Origin of the sequence: Aeromonas sp. 6P (assembly GCF_051919525.1) — a bacterium.
Lineage (GTDB): Bacteria > Pseudomonadota > Gammaproteobacteria > Enterobacterales > Aeromonadaceae > Aeromonas > Aeromonas veronii.
On the sequence record NZ_JBQBEO010000002.1, the window covers coordinates 1,727,442 to 1,745,797 of the forward strand.

At 59.7% G+C, this 18,356-nt stretch carries 15 protein-coding genes and 2 pseudogenes; 15 read left to right on the forward strand and 2 right to left on the reverse strand.

The window, feature by feature from the left end; all coding sequences use genetic code 11:
- Positions 1-271: 271 nt before the first annotated feature.
- The 9 genes and pseudogenes from glpT to ACTG2J_RS08280 all read left to right on the forward strand — a co-directional run bounded on the left by glpT (position 272) and on the right by ACTG2J_RS08280 (position 10,184).
- On the forward strand, positions 272-1,630 hold the full coding sequence (glpT, locus tag ACTG2J_RS08240) for a glycerol-3-phosphate transporter (protein WP_005337540.1): 1,359 nt from the start codon (positions 272-274) through the stop codon (positions 1,628-1,630).
- Between the two features lie 102 nt (positions 1,631-1,732).
- Positions 1,733-2,491 (forward strand): annotated as a pseudogene (locus ACTG2J_RS08245) (DeoR/GlpR family transcriptional regulator).
- 317 nt (positions 2,492-2,808) lie between these two features.
- On the forward strand, positions 2,809-4,296 hold the full coding sequence (glpD, locus tag ACTG2J_RS08250; RefSeq protein ID WP_139476640.1) for a glycerol-3-phosphate dehydrogenase: 1,488 nt from the start codon (positions 2,809-2,811) through the stop codon (positions 4,294-4,296).
- Between the two features lie 107 nt (positions 4,297-4,403).
- A complete protein-coding gene (glpQ, locus tag ACTG2J_RS08255; protein WP_005337531.1) occupies positions 4,404-5,492 on the forward strand; it encodes a glycerophosphodiester phosphodiesterase in 1,089 nt (362 codons plus the stop codon).
- Positions 5,493-5,710: 218 nt separating this feature from the next.
- Positions 5,711-6,193: a serine protease inhibitor ecotin gene (gene eco, locus ACTG2J_RS08260; RefSeq protein WP_005337529.1), complete on the forward strand. Its 483-nt coding sequence runs from the start codon at positions 5,711-5,713 to the stop codon at positions 6,191-6,193.
- A 298-nt stretch (positions 6,194-6,491) separates the two neighbouring features.
- Positions 6,492-6,863 carry a DUF413 domain-containing protein gene (locus tag ACTG2J_RS08265; protein ID WP_113738679.1) on the forward strand — a complete coding sequence of 124 codons (372 nt, stop codon included), beginning with the start codon at positions 6,492-6,494 and terminating at the stop codon, positions 6,861-6,863.
- Entirely contained in the window at positions 6,863-7,735 is an 873-nt protein-coding gene (gene hdfR, locus ACTG2J_RS08270) for an HTH-type transcriptional regulator HdfR (RefSeq protein WP_005337525.1), read from the forward strand. Before ACTG2J_RS08265 ends, hdfR begins: the two co-directional genes overlap by 1 nt.
- A 171-nt stretch (positions 7,736-7,906) precedes the next feature.
- Complete coding sequence (locus ACTG2J_RS08275) at positions 7,907-8,848, forward strand: hypothetical protein (RefSeq protein ID WP_439997377.1); 942 nt, start codon at positions 7,907-7,909, stop codon at positions 8,846-8,848.
- Positions 8,849-8,993: 145 nt separating this feature from the next.
- Entirely contained in the window at positions 8,994-10,184 is a 1,191-nt protein-coding gene (locus ACTG2J_RS08280; protein ID WP_439997378.1) for an amino acid aminotransferase, read from the forward strand.
- Positions 10,185-10,289: 105 nt separating this feature from the next.
- Here ACTG2J_RS08280 and ACTG2J_RS08285 read toward each other — a convergent pair whose 3' ends face one another.
- On the reverse strand, positions 10,290-10,793 hold the full coding sequence (locus tag ACTG2J_RS08285) for a DUF2062 domain-containing protein (RefSeq protein WP_005359699.1): 504 nt from the start codon (positions 10,791-10,793) through the stop codon (positions 10,290-10,292).
- Entirely contained in the window at positions 10,787-11,305 is a 519-nt protein-coding gene (locus ACTG2J_RS08290; protein WP_139442597.1) for a DUF2062 domain-containing protein, read from the reverse strand. Before ACTG2J_RS08290 ends, ACTG2J_RS08285 begins: the two co-directional genes overlap by 7 nt.
- Before the next feature lie 27 nt (positions 11,306-11,332).
- Between ACTG2J_RS08290 and ACTG2J_RS08295 the strand changes: the two genes are divergently transcribed.
- The 6 genes and pseudogenes from ACTG2J_RS08295 (at position 11,333) to uvrY (ending at position 18,329) form a co-directional block, all read left to right on the forward strand.
- Positions 11,333-13,534 carry a DNA internalization-related competence protein ComEC/Rec2 gene (locus ACTG2J_RS08295; protein ID WP_421171907.1) on the forward strand — a complete coding sequence of 734 codons (2,202 nt, stop codon included), beginning with the start codon at positions 11,333-11,335 and terminating at the stop codon, positions 13,532-13,534.
- A 104-nt stretch (positions 13,535-13,638) separates the two neighbouring features.
- Entirely contained in the window at positions 13,639-15,402 is a 1,764-nt protein-coding gene (gene msbA, locus ACTG2J_RS08300; RefSeq protein WP_429067301.1) for a lipid A ABC transporter ATP-binding protein/permease MsbA, read from the forward strand.
- Positions 15,402-16,397, forward strand: a pseudogene (gene lpxK, locus ACTG2J_RS08305) (tetraacyldisaccharide 4'-kinase). The gene msbA and the pseudogene lpxK overlap by 1 nt, the downstream one beginning before the upstream one ends.
- Positions 16,398-16,519: 122 nt before the next feature.
- Positions 16,520-16,708 (forward strand): Trm112 family protein, encoded by a 189-nt coding sequence (locus ACTG2J_RS08310; protein ID WP_005347033.1) that lies wholly within the window; start codon positions 16,520-16,522, stop codon positions 16,706-16,708.
- A complete protein-coding gene (kdsB, locus tag ACTG2J_RS08315; protein WP_113738677.1) occupies positions 16,705-17,472 on the forward strand; it encodes a 3-deoxy-manno-octulosonate cytidylyltransferase in 768 nt (255 codons plus the stop codon). The genes ACTG2J_RS08310 and kdsB overlap by 4 nt, the downstream gene beginning before the upstream one ends.
- A 212-nt stretch (positions 17,473-17,684) precedes the next feature.
- Positions 17,685-18,329, forward strand: a complete 645-nt coding sequence (gene uvrY / locus ACTG2J_RS08320; RefSeq protein WP_005337448.1) for a UvrY/SirA/GacA family response regulator transcription factor — start codon at positions 17,685-17,687, stop codon at positions 18,327-18,329.
- The last annotated feature ends 27 nt before the right edge of the window (positions 18,330-18,356 follow it).

Genomic DNA, 18,356 nt, shown 5'->3' on the forward strand with positions numbered 1-18,356 from the left:
AAGAAAATGTGACGTAAAGCATCTTGATTACCGCCAGTTACCACTTAGGGGGTAGCTTGCAACCCTTGCCACACAAGGGCTGACGCTTGCTGAGTGATTTCTCATTTGGAGCTTTTATTTGTAATAAAACTGCAATATTTGAGCATGCATCACAGATTAAATGAGCGCATATGAGCACAATAGGCTCGCTTACGAATTAGTGGACTCACATGATTCGTTGGAATGGTCAGGGCATCCTCAACCGCCCATAACAACAATAAGGAAGCAGAACATGCTTAGTCTCTTCAGGCCTGCGGCGCACATCGACAGGCTCCCGGCTGACAAGGTCGATCCCTTCTACAAACGCATGCGTTGGCAGGTGTTTTTCGGGATCTTCTTCGGTTACGCCGGCTACTATCTGGTACGGAAAAACTTCAGTCTGGCGATGCCCTATCTGATCGAGCAGGGCTTCTCCCGTGGTGATCTCGGTTTCGCGCTCTCCGGGGTCTCCATCGCTTACGGTTTGTCCAAGTTCCTGATGGGGAACGTCTCCGACCGTTCCAACGCCCGTTACTTCCTCTCCGCCGGTCTGCTGCTCTCGGCTGCCATCATGTTCATGATGGGTACCATGCACTGGGCCACCTCCAGCATTGCCATCATGTTTGTGCTGTTGTTCCTGAACGGTTGGGCACAGGGTATGGGCTGGCCGCCCTGCGGTCGCACCATGGTGCACTGGTGGTCACAGAAAGAGCGCGGCGAAGTGGTTGCGGTCTGGAACGTGGCACACAACGTGGGTGGCGGCATGATTGGCCCGCTGTTTATCCTCGGGATGGGCTGGTTCAACGACTGGCGCAGCGCTTTCTATGTGCCTGCGGCAGCGGCGGCCGCCATCGCGGTGATCGCCTTCTTCGTGATGCGTGATACCCCGCAATCGGTCGGTCTGCCTCCCATCGAGGAGTACAAGAACGACTATCCGAAGGATTACAACGAGAGCCACGAGCAGGAGTTTTCCGCCAAGGAGATCTTCGTCAAGTACGTGCTGCACAACAAACTGCTGTGGTACATCGCGATCGCCAACGCTTTCGTTTACCTCATTCGTTACGGTGTGCTGGACTGGGCGCCAACCTACCTGAAAGAGGCCAAGCACTTCACCGTCGACAACTCCTCCTGGGCTTACTTCCTCTACGAGTGGGCCGGTATTCCGGGCACCCTGCTGTGTGGCTGGATCTCTGACAAGATGTTCCAGGGCCGCCGTGCACCGGCCGGTATCCTGTTCATGGTGCTGGTGACCCTGGCTGTGCTGGTTTACTGGTTCAACCCGGCCGGCAACCCGACCATCGACATGATGGCGCTGGTGGCTATCGGCTTCCTGATCTACGGCCCTGTCATGCTGATCGGTCTCTATGCTCTTGAGCTGGCACCGAAGAAAGCAGCCGGTACTGCGGCAGGTTTCACCGGTCTGTTCGGTTATCTGGGCGGCGCCGTGGCAGCCAACGCCATGTTGGGCTACACCGTTGACCACTTCGGTTGGGATGGCGGCTTCATGGTGCTGACCGTCTCCTGCGTGCTCTCCATCATTCTGCTGGCGATGACCCTCAAGCACGAGAACATTGCCGTTGCGGCCAAGAAAGCGGCTGCCCATAAGGCATAAAACGTGATCCTCAGCTTATTGATCCCAAAGGGGATCAGGTAAACTGCCAAAAGGCCCCGCATCTGCCGGGGCCTTTTTTTGTCTCATCATCGGAGTGCAAGCGTGAAGCAAACCCAACGACATCTGGAGATCCTGGACGTCCTGACGCGGCAGGGATTTGTCTCGACCGACGATCTGGTGACCCACTTTGACGTCAGCCCCCAGACCATTCGCCGGGATCTGAACGATCTCGCCGAACAGAACAAGATCCGGCGCCATCATGGCGGTGCCTCCCTGCATTCGAGTACCGTCAATACCGCCTACAGCGCCCGTAAAGTGATGCAACTCAAGGAGAAAGAGCGCATCGCCCGCGAGGTTGCGGCCAATATTCCCGACGGCTAATCGCTCTTTATCGACATAGGTACCACCACCGAGGCGATCGCCCGCGCCCTGCTCGATCACCGCGAGCTGCGCATCGTCACCAACAACCTCAACGTGGCCAGCATTTTGACGGCCAAGGATGACTTCACCGTCATCATTGCCGGCGGCGAGATCCGCAACCGCGATGGCGGCATCGTGGGGGAGGCGACCCGCGACTTCATCGGTCAGTTTCGCATGGACTATGGCGTTATCGGGATTTCGGGGATCGACAACGACGGCTCCCTGCTCGATTTCGACTATCACGAGGTGAAGATCGCCCAGGCCATCATCGCCCACTCCCGTCAGGTCTTTCTGGCCGCCGACCACACCAAGTTCGGTCGCAATGCCATGGTCAATCTGGGCAATCTCAGCCAGATCCACGCCCTCTTTACCGATCAGGAGCCACCGGAAAAGCTGGCGCGATTGATGGCGCAACACCAGATCGCCTGCCACATCTGCTGACGGCGAAACACGCCAAGGCTGTGCCGGTCGCCCGTCAGGGCGGCCTCCTTTCTCTTTCTCTCCCCCATCCCTGCACCCATCTCACCCCTTTATAGGTATTGCCAAAACCACTATTCAATCTGGTTTTTTTGGCTATCAACCCGCCGATGTTGGCCCGACGCCATTTGCTCCGCTGACCTGTCCCCTTTGCCACCTCTGGCGGGCTGTGGCGATCACACTTTCATCATAAAATGTTCGTTTGTTGTATTTTCATGTTCTAAAATGAGCGAAATCAAACATTGCTGTTATGGCAATCATAAAAATGAAAGTAGGTGAACATGAGCGAACATTATGATCTGGTCGTCGTCGGTGGCGGCATCAACGGGGTCGGCATCGCAGCCGATGCGGCAGGACGGGGCCTGAAGGTTGCCCTGTTTGAGGCGCAAGATCTCGCCTCTGCCACCTCGTCCAACTCCAGCAAGCTGATCCACGGCGGTTTGCGCTATCTCGAGCATTACGAATTCCGGCTGGTGAAAGAGGCATTGGCGGAGCGGGAGGTGCTGCTCGGTATGGCGCCTCACATCGCCCGTCCCATGCGTTTTCGCCTGCCGCACCGCCCGCACCTGCGTCCGGCCTGGATGATCCGCGCCGGTCTGTTCCTCTATGACAATCTGGCCAAGCGCGACAAGCTAAAGGGGAGCTGTGGCGTGCGCTTCCTGCCGCAAGATGGCTTGAGCGCGGGGATCAACAAGGGGTTTGAATATTCCGATGCTTGGGTCGACGACGCCCGGTTGGTGGTGCTCAACGCCATGATGGCCCGTGACAAGGGGGCCGACGTGCAGACCCGCACCCGCTGCATCAAGGCGGTGCGCGGTTCCAAACACTGGACGCTCACTTTGGAGCGGGAAGGGGGCGAGCAGTTCACCGTCACCTGTCGTGGTCTGGTCAATGCGGCGGGCCCCTGGGTCAAGACCTTCTACGACGAGAGCCTGCACGAGAAATCCCCCCGCGGCATTCGCCTTATTAAAGGCAGCCACATGATAGTGCCGCGCATCCATGAGCGCGAAGAGGCCTATATCCTGCAAAACGAAGACAACCGCATCGTCTTCGTCATCCCTTATCAGCAGGACTACTCGCTCATCGGCACCACCGATGTGGAGCACCACGGCAGCCCGCGGGAAGCGAAGATCAGCGAGGCCGAAATTACCTACCTGTGCAAGGTGGTCAACGCCCACTTCACTCGCCAGATTGCGCCGAAAGATGTGATCTGGACTTACGCCGGGGTGCGCCCGCTCTGTGATGACGAGTCAGACTCGCCGCAGGCGGTGACCCGCGACTACACCCTCGAGCTCTCTGGCGAATCGGATGGTGCGCCGCTCTTGTCGGTGTTTGGCGGCAAGCTCACTACCTATCGCAAGCTGGCGCAGGCTGCCTGCAACAAGCTCAAGCCCTGGTTCAGCCAGATGGGGGATGACTGGACTGCGACCAGCCGGCTGCCAGGTGGCGAGTTTGACTGCTCGGTGCGCGAGCTGGCCCGCGCCTTTGCGCTGGAGTTTGACTGGCTCGATGATCGCAGCGCCCTGCGCATTGCCGAAGCTTATGGCGCCCATGCCCGTCTCTGGCTGAAAGAGGATCGCGGCATTCACTTCGGTGGTGGCCTGTACGAGTCGGAAGTGCGCTATCTCATCGAACGGGAGTGGGCCTGTTCACTGGACGATATCCTCTGGCGCCGCAGCAAGCTGGGGCTGCGCTTGAACGAGTCAGAGCAGCAGATGCTGCAGATCTGGCTCGACCAATACCATCAGGCTCTGCGCAAGGCGAGCTGATGAGTGACGGTGGGCAGTGCGCTGCTGCCCACCGCTTTCCACCGTAAATATGAAACAAACCTCTGATAGAACAATTACCTACACACAATAATAAAAGAGCATCACATATGAAAAAACTCGCCGTTTCCCTCATCGCCTTGAGCCTTGGGGCATCCCTCTCATTACCCGTGTTGGCTGCCGATGAAGGCAAGGTGGTGATCGCCCACCGTGGCGCTTCCGGCTACCTGCCCGAGCATACCCTGGAGTCCAAGGCGCTGGCCTATGGCATGGGGGCCGACTATCTGGAACAGGATCTGGTGATGACCAAGGATGACCAGCTGGTGGTGATGCACGATCACTTCCTCGATGGCATCACCGATGTGGCGGCGCGCTTCCCCGGCCGTGCCCGTCCGGACGGCCGTTATTATGTGGTGGATTTCACCCTGGACGAGGTGCGCTCCCTGCGCATGACCGAGCCGTTCCAGCTGGTGGATGGCAAGCAGGTGCCGGTCTATCCTGCCCGCTTCCCGCTCTGGAAGTCAGACTTCAAGATCCACACCTTCCAGGAGGAGATCGAGATGATCCAGGGGCTCAACAAGAGCACCGGTAAGAACATCGGCATCTACCCGGAGATCAAGGCGCCCTGGCTGTTCCGTCACGAAGGCAAGGATATCTCCAAAGCAGTGCTGAAGGTGCTCAAGGAGTACGGCTACACCGGGAAGGATGACAAGGTCTATCTGCAGTGCTTCGATGCCGATGAACTCAAGCGCATCAACAGCGAACTGATGCCCGCCATGGGTATGGATCTGAAACTGGTGCAGCTGATGGCCGAGACCGACTGGAACGAGACCATGGTCTACGACGCCAAGGGCAAGGCTACCCCCTACAACTATGACTGGATGTTCAAGCCGGGGGCGATGAAAACCATCGCCAGCTATGCCGAAGGGATTGGCCCGTGGAAACCGATGATCGTCACCGAGCCGGGCACTTTGGGCAAGCCGGTCTTCACCGGCATGGTAAAAGAAGCCCACGCGGCGGGCCTGAAAGTTCACCCCTATACCTTCCGTCAGGATGAGGGGCAGATCCCGGCCTATGCCAAGGACTTCACCGATCTCCTTAATATTTTCCTCTATCAGGCCGATGTGGATGGGGTGTTCAGCGACTTCCCCGACAAGGCGGTGGCCGTCATCAAGGCCCATCAAGAGGCGGCCAAATAGCACTCTGGCGCCATTTGAATGCAAAGCGAGGCTAATTGGCCTCGCTTTTTGTTTCAGGTTCCCGTAACGGGAGTGTGCGCCCTGTCAGAAAATAGCCAGATCACGTCATGGTGTGCCGGATCTGCATCATTTTACGCAGTTTTTACGTAGCAGATCGCTGGCATGAAATCGGCAGAGCGGTTAGTCTAGCGGCGTTGAACCAACCCCATGAGGTACAGATGAAAACCGTATTGCGTTTTAGCCTGCTGGGCGCCTTGTTGCTGGGTGGCCATGCCTTCGCCGCCGAGCCGAAAAAATTTGATATCAGCATGTTCCCAGCCGCTGACGTGAATCAGGAACGTGTGGTGATCCGCCTGCCTGAAGTCGAGAAAGAAGCCGACATGATGGTCGAGCTGCAGGTCGGCAAAAAGATGATGGTTGATTGCAACGTACCGCGTTTTGCAGGCAACCTGGAACAGCACAGCGTCAAAGGCTGGGGCTACAACTACCTGAAACTGGGCAAGGTTTCCGACCCCATCAGCACCCTGATGATGTGCCCGGATAACCAGCAGAAAGAGACCTTCGTCCAGATCTACGGTCAGGGCTTCTTCGTGAACTACAACTCAAAACTGCCGTTCGTGATCTACGTGCCGCAGGAGTATGAAGTGCGCTACCGTCTGTGGCGTGCAGACAACCTGGCCCAACCGGCCATGATTGAGTAAGCATGTTTGAACCAAAGGTTCAGCTGGTTCACCTGATGTGACAAATAAAGCGCCGTATGGCGCTTTATTTTTGCCTGCACAGTCCAAAAAGTGACGTGCAAATTGGCTGCACGTTTACATAAGTTTATTATTTATCAACGTTTTTTGTGTGTTATGCCACAAAATCAGCGTCAGCGATGGGGCAAAGTGACTTCGATAAAAGATATTTATTAACATAGTGAGAAAATTGATTTTGCACTCGGCGATGGCCTGATGATACTTGCCCGCAAAGGTCAAACTAACCAGAAAAAAGAGCACTATGAGCTTCGAATCAGACAAGCGTTTCAACGACTTCAAACATTTTCCCCGTGGCCTGCGTCGCAGTGGTGAATTCACTGTGGCCGAAGCGGACAGTCTGGAAAAGTATGGTACCGCTATGCTGGCACTCTACCAGGGCAACCTTGCACCCCGTGACGATGTCGAGTCCGCCTTCGTCGAGCAGGTCAAATCCGGCGCAGCCGGTACCAACCCCCATGCCAAGGTGTGGTTCAAATACCTCAAGGTGATCGGTCCCAAGCGCGTTCATCGCCTCTGCACCGTCGTTGGCGGCGCCAGCGAAGAGAGCAGCGGTGGCGGCAGCTTTGATGTCGGTGGTGGCAGCGGTGGTGGCAGTGACGAGTCCATCGATTAATGGATACCGAGCTGCTTCGGACCTTTATCGAGGTGAGCAAGACCCGGCATTTTGGCCGGGCTGCTGAAAATCTCTACCTGACCCAGTCGGCGGTGAGTTTCCGGATCCGCCAGCTCGAGCAGCAACTGGGTGTCAGTCTGTTTGCACGTCATCGCAACAACATCCGCCTGACCGCCTCCGGTGAGCGTCTGCTGCCCTACGCAGACGCTATCTTGCACACCCTTGGTCGTGCCAAGCAGGATGTGGCGCTCTCGCCAGGATTCAGCCAGCAGTTGGCCATCGGCGCGCCCGCGGTGTTTTGGGAGCTCGATTTCAACGACTGGCTCAATCACATCTATGCATTGGCGCCCGGTTTGGCGGTGCGGCTGGAAACAGCCTCCCGCGAGCACCTCTGCCGCCAGTTGCTGGAGCGCTCCCTCGATCTGGCCCTGCTCTCCGAGCCCACCAAGATCGACGAGATTGCCCTGCATCCCATCGGTGAGCTGGTGTTCGAGCTGGTGAGTCGGGATCCGGCCGCCAATGCCGACAACCTGATGCAGATGCCGCACATCCACCTCGACTGGGGCACCAGCTTCGAGCCGCAACCCAGCCGCTTGCAGAGCCTGCAAAAGACCCCGGTGCTGCACTCCAGCTCCGCTAGCATGGCGTTGCAGTTCGTGCTGGCCAACGGTGGTGCGGCCTACCTGCCACGGCGCATGGTCAGCCCCTTCCTCGAGAAGGGGGCGCTCCATCTGGTGGAGGGGGGCCAGCCGCTGAGCCGTCCGCTCTATCTTGCATATCTGGAGAAATCCGATCGCCGTGAGCTGATCGATCAGCTGTTGACCCTGCCACTGGGTTGGCACGACGCCGAACTGCGCCTCAACGTCGAATAAGCGTCGAGTGTTATCCAAGAAAGAGCCCACCCCACTGTGGGCTCTTCTGTTTGGAGCAGATTGCAGGGAGCGAGGTCACGTAATTGGCGCGGGAGGCTTGGCGTCATCGGCCTGTAACGGTACCTTTTCAGGCTGTTTATCCGATTGAGCACTGACAGGGATGGATTGTAATTGATCGACTTTAGTCACCCCGAATGGCGGGCGCTGGCGCAGCAGTTGCTGAGCCACTCACCTGTGGTGATCCGTGGCCGTCAGTGGCAACCGCTGGTGGGCCTGCTCAAGGATAACCAGCTGCTGCTTGCCCACGGCAACCACAGCTATGAGCTCACCCCGGCCGGGCGGCGCTATCTCACCCGCGAGCTGATGCTGGCCGAGATCGCCACCGCTCCCCCCGAGCCCGAGGAGTGGTTGCATGCTCAGGGCTGGCAATTGGGGGAGCAGGTCAACGAACGGGTGCTGGCGGCGCTCTATCGCAAGAGCGAAGTGAACTTCACCCCCAACGAGCAGATCGATTTCGAGGACAAGGGGATCCGGCTCTGTGCCGATCAGCTGTTGCGCTTGCGCGCCGCCCAGCCGTTCAGCCTCTTTTTCAGCGGCGGCACCCTGATCGACGCAGCCCCCTGGTTGCAGGCGCTGGGGGAGGTGGCGCTGCCCGAGCGCACCCTGGCGGGTCTTGGCAAGATCCTGTGGGGGGAGGGGAGCATCGAGCGGGTGATCACCACAGACAGCGTCGGCGCCTTTGCCGAGCTGCCTCTTGAACCCGGCACCTTGCTGGTGTGGGCACCCCCATCGGCTCCCCTTGCCTTGCAGCAGGTGGTGGCCGCCTTGCCCCCCAATGTGCTGTGGAGTCATCTCACCGCCCTCGACCCTGCCGGGGTGGATCGGCTGCAGGCACTGGCCCAGCGCTTGGGTCGTCCGGCCAGCTGGTGGCTGCCTCGTGATCTGGCCCCCATCCTCAGCGCGTATGCCCAACCTTTGACTGAAGCTCGGCCCTGGGAACCGAGCCGGATCCCCAAGCCATTGTTAGCAGTTTGTAGCGGTTTGGTTGAGTCAAATGGTGGCTTGTCGGCCGAGGTGTGTGCGCTGGCGCCAGCGTGGCATGCCGTTGGTTGAAATTGGCCTGAAAGCGAGCCAAAAAGCGGTTTTCCCCCATTGAACGCGGTGATATAAAGAGTTGACGAAGCGCTCGCCAGATGAGCGCTTTTGTTTATCAAGCCGCTTTGCCACCCAACGAACTCAACGGAATACAGGGAATACCATGTTTGAAAAGGTTGTTGCCGCCCCAGCGGATCCGATCCTGGGCCTGACCGAAGCCTTCCGCGCTGACTCTCGCAGCCACAAGATCAATCTGGGCGTAGGGATCTACAAGGACGAGTCCGGTGCCACCCCCATTCTTCACTGCGTCAAGAAAGCCGAGCAGAAGCTGCTGACCGACGAGAAGACCAAGAACTACCTCGGTATTGAAGGCAATATCGAATATGGCCGCATCGTACAGCAACTGCTGTTCGGGCAGCACTCTGCGCTGGTTGCCAGTGGCCGCGCCAAGACCGCGCAAGCGCCGGGCGGTACCGGGGCCCTGCGTATCGCGGCCGAATTCGTGGTGCGCAACGGTCTGGCCAAGACAATCTGGATCTCCGATCCCACCTGGGCCAACCACGTCAGCGTGTTCCAGGCCGCGGGCCTGACCGTCAAGTGGTACAAGTACTACGACGCCGCCGCCAAGGAGCTCGACTTTGCCGCCATGCAGGCCTCGCTGGCCGAAGTGCAGCCGGGTGAGCTGGTGCTGCTGCACGGCTGCTGCCACAACCCGACCGGTATCGACCCCACTAGCGATCAGTGGCGCGCGCTGGCCAAGCAGAGTGCTGCTGCCGGCTGGTTGCCGCTGTTTGACTTCGCCTATCAGGGTTTTGCCCGTGGTATCGAAGAGGATGCCGAAGGTCTGCGCATATTCGCCGAGTGCCATGACGAGCTGCTGGTGGCGAGCTCTTTCTCCAAGAACTTCGGCCTCTATAACGAGCGGGTCGGCGCCTTCACGCTGGTCAGCGCGACCAAGGAGATCGCCGATGTGGCCTTCACTCAGGTCAAGACCGTGATCCGTGCCAACTACTCCAACCCGCCGTCACACGGCGCCGCTGTGGTCACCGCCGTGGTGAGCGATCCGGCTCTCTATGCCGAGTGGGTCGAAGAAGTGGCTGCCATGCGGGTACGGATTCGCGAGATGCGCGAGCTGCTGGTAGAGAAGCTGGCTGCCCTCGGCGTGAGCCAGGATTTCAGCTTTATCCGCGAGCAGAACGGCATGTTCTCCTTCTCCGGTCTCACCAAGGATCAGGTGGAGCGCCTCAAGAGCGAATTTGCCATCTATATCGTCGGCTCAGGCCGGATCAGCGTAGCCGGTATTACCCGCGCCAATATCGATCCTCTGTGCGAGGCGATCGCCAAGGTGCTGTAATCGCATCGCCTTGTGCTCTGGCACTATGCCATGAAAAAGCCCGTCACCTGGTGACGGGCTTTTTTGATCGCCAACGGCTGATCGTCAAACAATGGGAAGGGGGACTCACTGGTGGCGGGCACCTTGCCACAGTTTGCGCAGTTGCAACAGCAGCGCGGTCAGGGCGCCGCCGCTCAGGGCGGTGAGTACCGCCAGCAGCAGGCTGCCGAGCAGGAATGGGGGAACAAGAGTTGCCGCCTCCTGCTCCAGCCAGTGGAGGGTCCAGCTGAGGTGGAAAGGCTCCGGTGTCTGGTGCAGTACCAGACAACCGGTGCGATAGGCGTAGAGGTACATGAACGGCAGGGTCAGCGGATTGTTGAACCAGACCGCCAGCAGCGCCAGTGGCAGGTTGAGGCTGAATGCCAGCGCCAGACCGACTGCGATGAGCGAGTGCATCGGGATGGGGAACCAGCAGGCGAAGATCCCGGCCGCTACGGCGCCGCTCAGGGCGCGGGTGCCCCCTTGCCAGAGGGCGGGGGCAAGCAGCCGTTCACCAAACAGGGCAAACCACTTCTGCTGGCGCAGGGTGTCGGGATCTAGCTTGAAGCGGGCAAACCAGCGACTCAGCATGGGCGGGCCATCTTGCGTTTTTGCCACTGGCGCACCGTGCTGATCCGCCAGAAGGTGCGGATCAGGGTGTAGCCGATAAGGGAACTGAGCAGGGCCAGGATCAGCGAGCCCAGCAACAGCGGCGGTGCCACTGTGCCCAGTACCGAGACCAGCCAGTCCCAGGTGAATTCAATCTCTATCTGCTGCGCTGAATGTCCCATGAGCTGGCAACCCACCAGATAGGCGCCATAGAGCAGGGGCGGCATGGTAAAGGGGTTGGAGAGCCAGACCAGCGCCACCGAGAGCGGCAGATTGACCCGGCACAGGATGGCGCCACCGGCGGCCAGCAGCATCTGGCAGGGGAGCGGCACCCAGGCCATGAAGAGGCCCACCGCAAATGCCCCTGCGGCCGAGCGGCGGTTGAGGTGCCAGAGGTTGGCATCGAGCAGCAGTTTGCCGAACAGCCGCAGGTGCTTGTGTTCTTTCAGGGTTTGCTGATCGGGCATCCAGCGTTTAATGAGTCGTTTGGGCATATTGAAACCTTGCTAAATACTTGCTCCATGGATCTGCGTCTGTTGTCGTTTGCCCTGGGGGCAAGCTCCTCACTGCTCTGGCCATGGTTACCTTCACTCGCATGGGGGGGCCTGTTGCTGTCCCTGCTGATCCCCCTTGCATATTGCCGTGCCTGGCGGTGGCTGTTTCTTCTGCTCGGCATCCTCTGGATGCAGGCCAATCTTGCCTATCGGCTGGCCTGGCTGGAGCGGTTGGGCGATCAGACGAGCCACATGATAACCGCACAGCTGCAAAGTGCAGAGCCCGAGGGGGATAAATTTGTCCGGCTGCTGCTGCGGGTGAGCACCCTCGACGAGCAACCGGTGACACCTGAGCCCCTGATCCGGGTCAATGCCTATCAGGCATTACCCGCCATGACAGTGGGCAGCCGGATCACCCTGGTGACCTCGTTGAAACCGGCTCACGGTCTGGCCAACGAGGCGGGGCTGGATGGGCGGCGTCTGCTGCTGGGCAAGGGGGTCACCGCCACCGGCAATTTGCGTCGGGTGATAGATATTCAACAGGCACCTGTGGGGTGGCGCGAACGCTGGTTGGGCGCGGCGACCGAGAGTTGGCGCACTCTTGGCCATGCTCCCTTGCTGGCGGCGCTCACTTTTGGCGAGCAGAGTGGCATCACGGATGCCCAGTGGGAGCTGTTTCGCGGTAGCGGCCTGACTCACATCATCGCCATTTCTGGGCAGCACATTGCGCTGGTGGCGGTGCTCGGGTGGTGGCTGGGCAGGTTGTTTGGCCTGCGTGGCGCCATCATCACCTCCCTGCTGTTTGCCGCCGTCTACAGCGCGTTGGCCGGGTTTGCTGTGGCCACCGAACGGGCTCTGATCATGGTGCTGGTGTGGAGTGTATTGCGCTGGAGCCGGCGAGAGTGGCCGGCCTGGCGCATCTGGCTGTGGGCCTTTGTGGTATTGACCCTCTGGGATCCCTTCGCCCTCTATTCGGCCGGCTTCTGGCTCTCGTTTCTGGCGGTGGCCATCTTGCTGCTGGTGGGATATGTCCACGACAAGCCGGGGCTCTGGCAGATCCAGCTCTGGCTGCTACTCGGTCTGCTGCCGCTGCAACTGGCGTTGTTCGAGGGGATAGCGCCCCTTGCCATGGTGATCAACCTGTTGGCTGTGCCGCTCTTTTGTATCGCCATCATCCCGCTGGCCCTGATCGGTGTGCTGCTGGCGCCGCTATCCACCTCGCTTGCCTATGTCCTGTTCTGGCTGGCGGATCTGGGGCTCGGGTGGGTGCTGACGATTCTGACCTGGCTGGCCGATCAACTGCAACTGTGGTGGTCACTGCCCGGCTGGTGGCTGCCGCTCTGCACCCTGCTGTTGCTGCTCGGGGTCGCCGCGCAGTGGCGCCCGGCACGCTGGCTCTGGCTGCCGGGGATGTGTGCGCTGTTGCTCACGCTCTGGCCAACGCCTGCCCGCTGGCAACTGCGGGTGCTGGACGTGGGGCAGGGGCTGGCGGTGCTGATCAGCAAGGGGGAGCGAGCCATCCTCTATGACACCGGTGATCGCTATCCCGGAGGCTACAACATGGCGGACGCTGTGATCCTGCCTCAGCTAAGCCATCTGGGGATCCGGGTCATCGATCGCCTCATCATCAGCCACAAGGATCGGGACCATGCCGGCAATCGCAAGCGACTGCTCAGCGCCATGCCGGTGCGCTACGAGCTCTCCTCTTACCCTTTTAGTGAGAGAACGACGCTCTGCCAGCGTGGGCAACAGTGGCGTTGGCAGGGGCTCTCGTTTGCAGTGCTCTGGCCAGAACATCCCGGTGGCGGGCGCAATAACGATGGCTGCGTGGTGCGCATCAGCGATGGGCAGCGCAGCATATTGCTGAGTGCCGATATCGAACGGCAGGCAGAGCTGAGACTGGTGGCGCTGGAGGGGGAGGGGTTGGCCAGCACCTTGCTGGTGAGCCCCCATCATGGCAGTCGCACCTCCTCCACGCCCCCGTTTGTCGCGGCGGTGGTGGCAAAGGAGGTGATCCACAGCGCCGGTTTTATGAATCAGTGGGGCTTTCCCCGTCCCGATGTAGTGGCCCGCTATCGGGATGCCCGCCAGTGGATCACCGGTCAGCAAGGGGCGATGCTGGTCGAACCCACCGCAGCGGGCTTGAGCGTCACCGCCGAGCGAGATCTGGGGCCCTGGTACCGGCGCAGTGGTGAGTGGTGGCGACCGCGAGTGTGGTTTGAGCAATAATCCGCCATTTCTGCCGTGGAGGAATGCGATATAGGTGGCGGCGCTTGGTGTAAGCCTGCGCTTTGGCTAGAATAGCCCGTCATTTCCATTACTAACGGCTATTCATGCAACAAGAAACCTCACAAGAGAGCTGGCCAGTATTCAAACGCCTGCTCGGTTATGTCCGTGATCGCAAGCTGGGCCTGGTCGGTGGCATCATCGGGATGCTGGGCTATGCCGCCGTGGATACCACCTTTGTCTACTCCATCAAGCCGCTGATCGATCAGGGCATCAATGGCAACGACAGCACCGTTTTGAAATGGATGCCTTTCTTCGTCCTCGGCATCGTGGCCCTGCGCGGTGTCGCCAACTTTCTCTCCAACTACTGCATGGCCTGGGTTGGCAACCACGTCGTGATGCGTCTGCAACAGCAGGTGTTCAATCACATGGTGGCGATGCCGATGAGCTTCTTTGACCGTCAGAACACCGGTCATCTGCTCTCCAAGGTGACCTATGACGCCAGTCAGGTATCCTCGGCGGCGAGCACCACGCTGGTGACCCTGGTGCGGGAAGGGGCGACCGTGGTCGGCCTGCTCGGCCTGATGTTCTGGCACTCCTGGCAGCTGTCGGTGATCTTTTTGGTGGTTGGCCCGCTGGTGGGGGTCATCATCGGCCTTATCAGCCGTCGTTTCCGCCAGATCAGCCGTCACATCCAGCAGGCGGTAGGGGATATCACCACCTCCACCGAGCAGATGCTCAAAGGGCACAAAGAGGTGCTGATGTTTGGTGGCCAGAAGGTGGAAGAGAAACGCTTCTTCCAGGTCAGCAACAACATGCGCCAGCAAACCATGAAGATGGTCGCCGCCGATGCCATCGGCAGTCCTGTGGTGCAGATGGTGGCCTCCATCGCGCTGGCTGCCTTCCTCTATGTAGCCACCATCGACAGTGTGCGCAGCGAGCTGACTGCCGGTACGTTTACCGTCATGATCACCTCCATGATGATGCTGCTCAAGCCGCTGAAAAGCCTGACCGACGTCAACAACCAGTTCCAGCGCGCCATCACCGCCTGCCATAGCCTGTTTGGCCTGCTCGACAGCGAGCCGGAGCAGGATATCGGCACCCGCACTCTGGAGCGTGCTCGCGGCGAGATCGAGTTTCGCAACGTCACCTTCACCTACCCGACCAAGGACACCCCGGCGCTGCACAACGTCAGCTTCAAGGTGGAGGCGGGTAAATCGGTGGCGCTGGTGGGCCGTTCCGGCTCTGGCAAGAGTACCATTGCCAGCCTGTTGACCCGCTTCTACGACATCGATCAGGGCGAGATCCTGCTGGACGGCATCAACATCCGCGAATACAAGTTGAGCGAGCTGCGCAAGCAGTACGCGCTGGTCTCCCAGCATGTTCACCTGTTCAATGACTCGGTGGCCAACAACATCGCCTACGCCGCAGAAGACAAATACAGCCGCGACCAGATCGTGCAGGCCGCCCGTATCGCTCACGCCGACGAGTTCGTCAGCAAGATGAGCAACGGGTATGACACTGTGGTTGGCGAGAACGGTGCATCCCTCTCCGGTGGTCAGCGCCAGCGTGTGGCCATCGCCCGCGCTTTGCTGCGCGATGCGCCGGTTCTGCTGCTGGATGAGGCCACTTCGGCCCTCGATACCGAATCCGAGCGCCACATTCAGGCGGCTATCGATGAGCTTTGCAAGGCGCGTACCTCGCTGGTGATCGCCCATCGTCTCTCCACCATCGAGAAGGCGGACGAGATCCTGGTGATCGACGAAGGTCATATCGTCGAGCGCGGTAACCACGAAGCATTGATGGAGCAGCGTGGCACCTATGCCCAGCTGCGAGCCATTCAGTTTGGCAACGCGGGAAGCAAGGCCTGATGCTGGAACGGCTCTGGTATCGCAAAAGTGGCTGGCGCTGGTTGCTGGCCCCCTTTGCCCTGCTGTTTGCCATCATCAGCGGCACCCGCCGCTACGCCTATCGTCACGGCTGGCGCAAGGGGTATCGCGCCTCCTTGCCGGTGATCGTGGTGGGCAATATTTCGGTGGGGGGCAACGGCAAGACGCCGGTGGTGGTCTGGCTGGTGGAGCAGTTGCAAGCCCGCGGCTATCGCCCCGGGGTGGTGAGCCGTGGTTATGGTGGCAAGGCGCCCCATTACCCCTATCGTCTGGATGAAACCAGCACCACGGCGCTGGCGGGGGATTAGCCGGTGCTGATTGCCCGGCGCTGCGGCTGCCCCGTGGTGGTTGCTCCGAAACGTGCCGACGCGGTACGACTGCTGGAGCAGAGCGGTGAGGTGGATATCATCATCACCGACGATGGTCTGCAGCACTATGCGCTGGCCCGCGACATCGAGTTGGTGGTGGTAGATGGGATGCGCCGTTTCGGCAACGCCTGCTTGCTGCCGATGGGGCCGCTGCGCGAGCCGGTCACTCGCCTCAAACGGGTGGACGCCATCATCTGCAACGGCGGCGAGCCGGGCAAGGGGGAGTACCCCATGCAACTGGTCGCCGATGCGCCGCGTCGGGTATGCGACGATGCCCCGCTGGCTGCCCCCTTGTCGGGGCCGGTCGATGCGCTGGCGGGGATCGGTCATCCTCCCCGCTTCTTTGCCACCCTGGAAGGGCTCGGCTACCCGCTGGATCAGCAGGCCGCCTACGGCGATCATCACCCCTTCGATCGGGATGAGCTGGTTGGCCGCTTTGCCAGCAAGCCGCTGCTGATGACCGAGAAGGATGCGGTCAAGTGTCGTCCGTTTGCCCTCGCAAACTGGTGGTATCTGCCGGTCAGCGCCGAGTTGCCCGCTTCCCTGCTCGATGCCCTGCTGCACAAGCTGGGGGTGAAGGCAAAGGGCGCGACCAGGGCGCAAGATTAATCTCTCTTGCCTGAGCGGGGGAGAAGTGGACCAATAGCGGTCCCGTATGGAATATCTGGTTGCTCGACATCCATCGCTGGCGTGATGAAGCCGCCAGCGCGACATCGTGAAGGAGTATCGTTTTGGCTTTGGACATCAAGTTGCTCGACATCATCGCCTGCCCGGTCTGCAAGGGTAAGCTGCATTACAACAAAGCAGTTCATGAGTTGGTCTGCCGCTTCGACAAGCTGGCCTATCCGCTGGAAGAGGGGATCCCGGTACTACTGGAGAACCGTGCCCGTCCGCTCAACAGCGATGAGCTGCCGTCATGAGTTTCGTCGTCGTCATTCCGGCCCGCTATGCGTCAACCCGTCTGCCGGGCAAGCCGCTGGCGGATATCCATGGCAAGCCCATGGTGCAGCACGTGGTGGAGAAAGCCCTGCAATCGGGTGCCGATCGGGTGATCGTCGCCACCGATGACGAGCGGGTGCAGCAGGCACTGCTGAGCACCGACGTCGAGGTGTGCATGACCTCACCGGATCACCAGTCCGGCACTGAGCGTCTGGCCGAGGTGTGCCGTCACTACGGTTTTGCTACCGATACCATCATCGTCAATGTGCAGGGGGATGAGCCGCTCATTCCGCCCGCCATTATTCGTCAGGTGGCGGACAATCTGGCCGCCGCTACGGCGCCGATGGCGACCCTGTCGGTGCCGATCAAGGATGCCGAAGAGGCGTTCAATCCGAACGCAGTGAAAGTGGTGACTGATAAGGATGGCTACGCCCTCTACTTCAGTCGCGCCAGCATTCCCTGGGATCGGGATCGCTTTGCTGCCAGTGACCGCATTTCTGGGAGCCACGAACAGATTGGTGACCACTACCAGCGTCATATCGGTATCTATGCCTATCGCGCCGGCTTTATCCAGCGTTACGTAGACTGGGCACCGAGCGTGCTGGAGCAGGTCGAGGCGCTGGAGCAGCTGCGGGTGCTCTGGTACGGGGAGAAGATCCACGTCGCCCAGGCGCTCGAAGCGCCGCCGGTCGGGGTGGATACCCAGGCCGATCTGGAGAAGGTGCGCACCTTTTTGGCCAAGTGATGGCCACAGCACTAACGTCATGAAAAACGGTGTCGCAAGGCACCGTTTTTTGTTTTGAAAATTTATATAATTATTTGATTTTAAACGCTAAACATGGGTTTTCTCAAACTTTTGGCGTGCATGGTTTGCCAAAGCGACGAGTTTGGTTATGATGCAAGACGCCCTGTTAACCCTAACCGGGCGGCTAAAACGAGATAAAACGGGGTGTTTGGGTGATAAATGTATTCCTGGTCGATGATCATGAGCTGGTGCGTACAGGGATAAGACGCATTCTTGAAGATGTGCGCGGGATCAAGGTGGTGGGTGAAGCACAGAGCGGCGAGACCGCAGTTACATTCTGTCGCCAACACCATCCGGACGTGATCCTGATGGACATGAACATGCCGGGTATTGGTGGTCTGGAAGCGACCCGCAAAATTCTGCGGATCCGCCCCGATGTGCGCATCATAGTGCTGACCATTCATTCAGAAAATCCGTTCCCCACCAAGGTGATGCAGGCCGGCGCCGCCGGTTACCTGACCAAGGGGGCTGCCCCTGACGAGATGATCCAGGCGATCCGGTTGGTGCACTCCGGTCAGCGCTACATCTCCCCGGAGATTGCCCAGCAGATGGCCCTCAGCCAGTTTGCCTCCGCTGACGAGAATCCCTTCAAGTCCCTCTCCGAGCGCGAGCTGCAGATCATGATGATGATCACCAAGGGGCAGAAGGTGACTGATATCTCCGAGCAGCTCAACCTGAGCCCGAAGACGGTCAACAGCTACCGCTATCGTCTGTTCAGCAAGCTGGGGATCAACGGTGACGTGGAACTGACCCATCTGGCCATTCGCTATGGCATGCTGGATGCCGATACCCTCTAATCGGGTGGCGTGTGGTCACAAAGGCGG

Coding starts and splice junctions, on each gene's coding strand:
- glpD (WP_139476640.1), top strand. CDS start 2,809: ATGAGCGAACATTATGATCTGGTCGTCGTCGGTGGCGGCATCAACGGG.
- kdsB (WP_113738677.1), top strand. CDS start 16,705: ATGAGTTTCGTCGTCGTCATTCCGGCCCGCTATGCGTCAACCCGTCTG.
- eco (WP_005337529.1), top strand. CDS start 5,711: ATGAAAACCGTATTGCGTTTTAGCCTGCTGGGCGCCTTGTTGCTGGGT.
- msbA (WP_429067301.1), top strand. CDS start 13,639: ATGCAACAAGAAACCTCACAAGAGAGCTGGCCAGTATTCAAACGCCTG.
- ACTG2J_RS08285 (WP_005359699.1), bottom strand. CDS start 10,793: ATGCTGAGTCGCTGGTTTGCCCGCTTCAAGCTAGATCCCGACACCCTG.
- hdfR (WP_005337525.1), top strand. CDS start 6,863: ATGGATACCGAGCTGCTTCGGACCTTTATCGAGGTGAGCAAGACCCGG.
- ACTG2J_RS08295 (WP_421171907.1), top strand. CDS start 11,333: ATGGATCTGCGTCTGTTGTCGTTTGCCCTGGGGGCAAGCTCCTCACTG.
- ACTG2J_RS08265 (WP_113738679.1), top strand. CDS start 6,492: ATGAGCTTCGAATCAGACAAGCGTTTCAACGACTTCAAACATTTTCCC.
- ACTG2J_RS08280 (WP_439997378.1), top strand. CDS start 8,994: ATGTTTGAAAAGGTTGTTGCCGCCCCAGCGGATCCGATCCTGGGCCTG.
- ACTG2J_RS08290 (WP_139442597.1), bottom strand. CDS start 11,305: ATGCCCAAACGACTCATTAAACGCTGGATGCCCGATCAGCAAACCCTG.
- glpT (WP_005337540.1), top strand. CDS start 272: ATGCTTAGTCTCTTCAGGCCTGCGGCGCACATCGACAGGCTCCCGGCT.
- glpQ (WP_005337531.1), top strand. CDS start 4,404: ATGAAAAAACTCGCCGTTTCCCTCATCGCCTTGAGCCTTGGGGCATCC.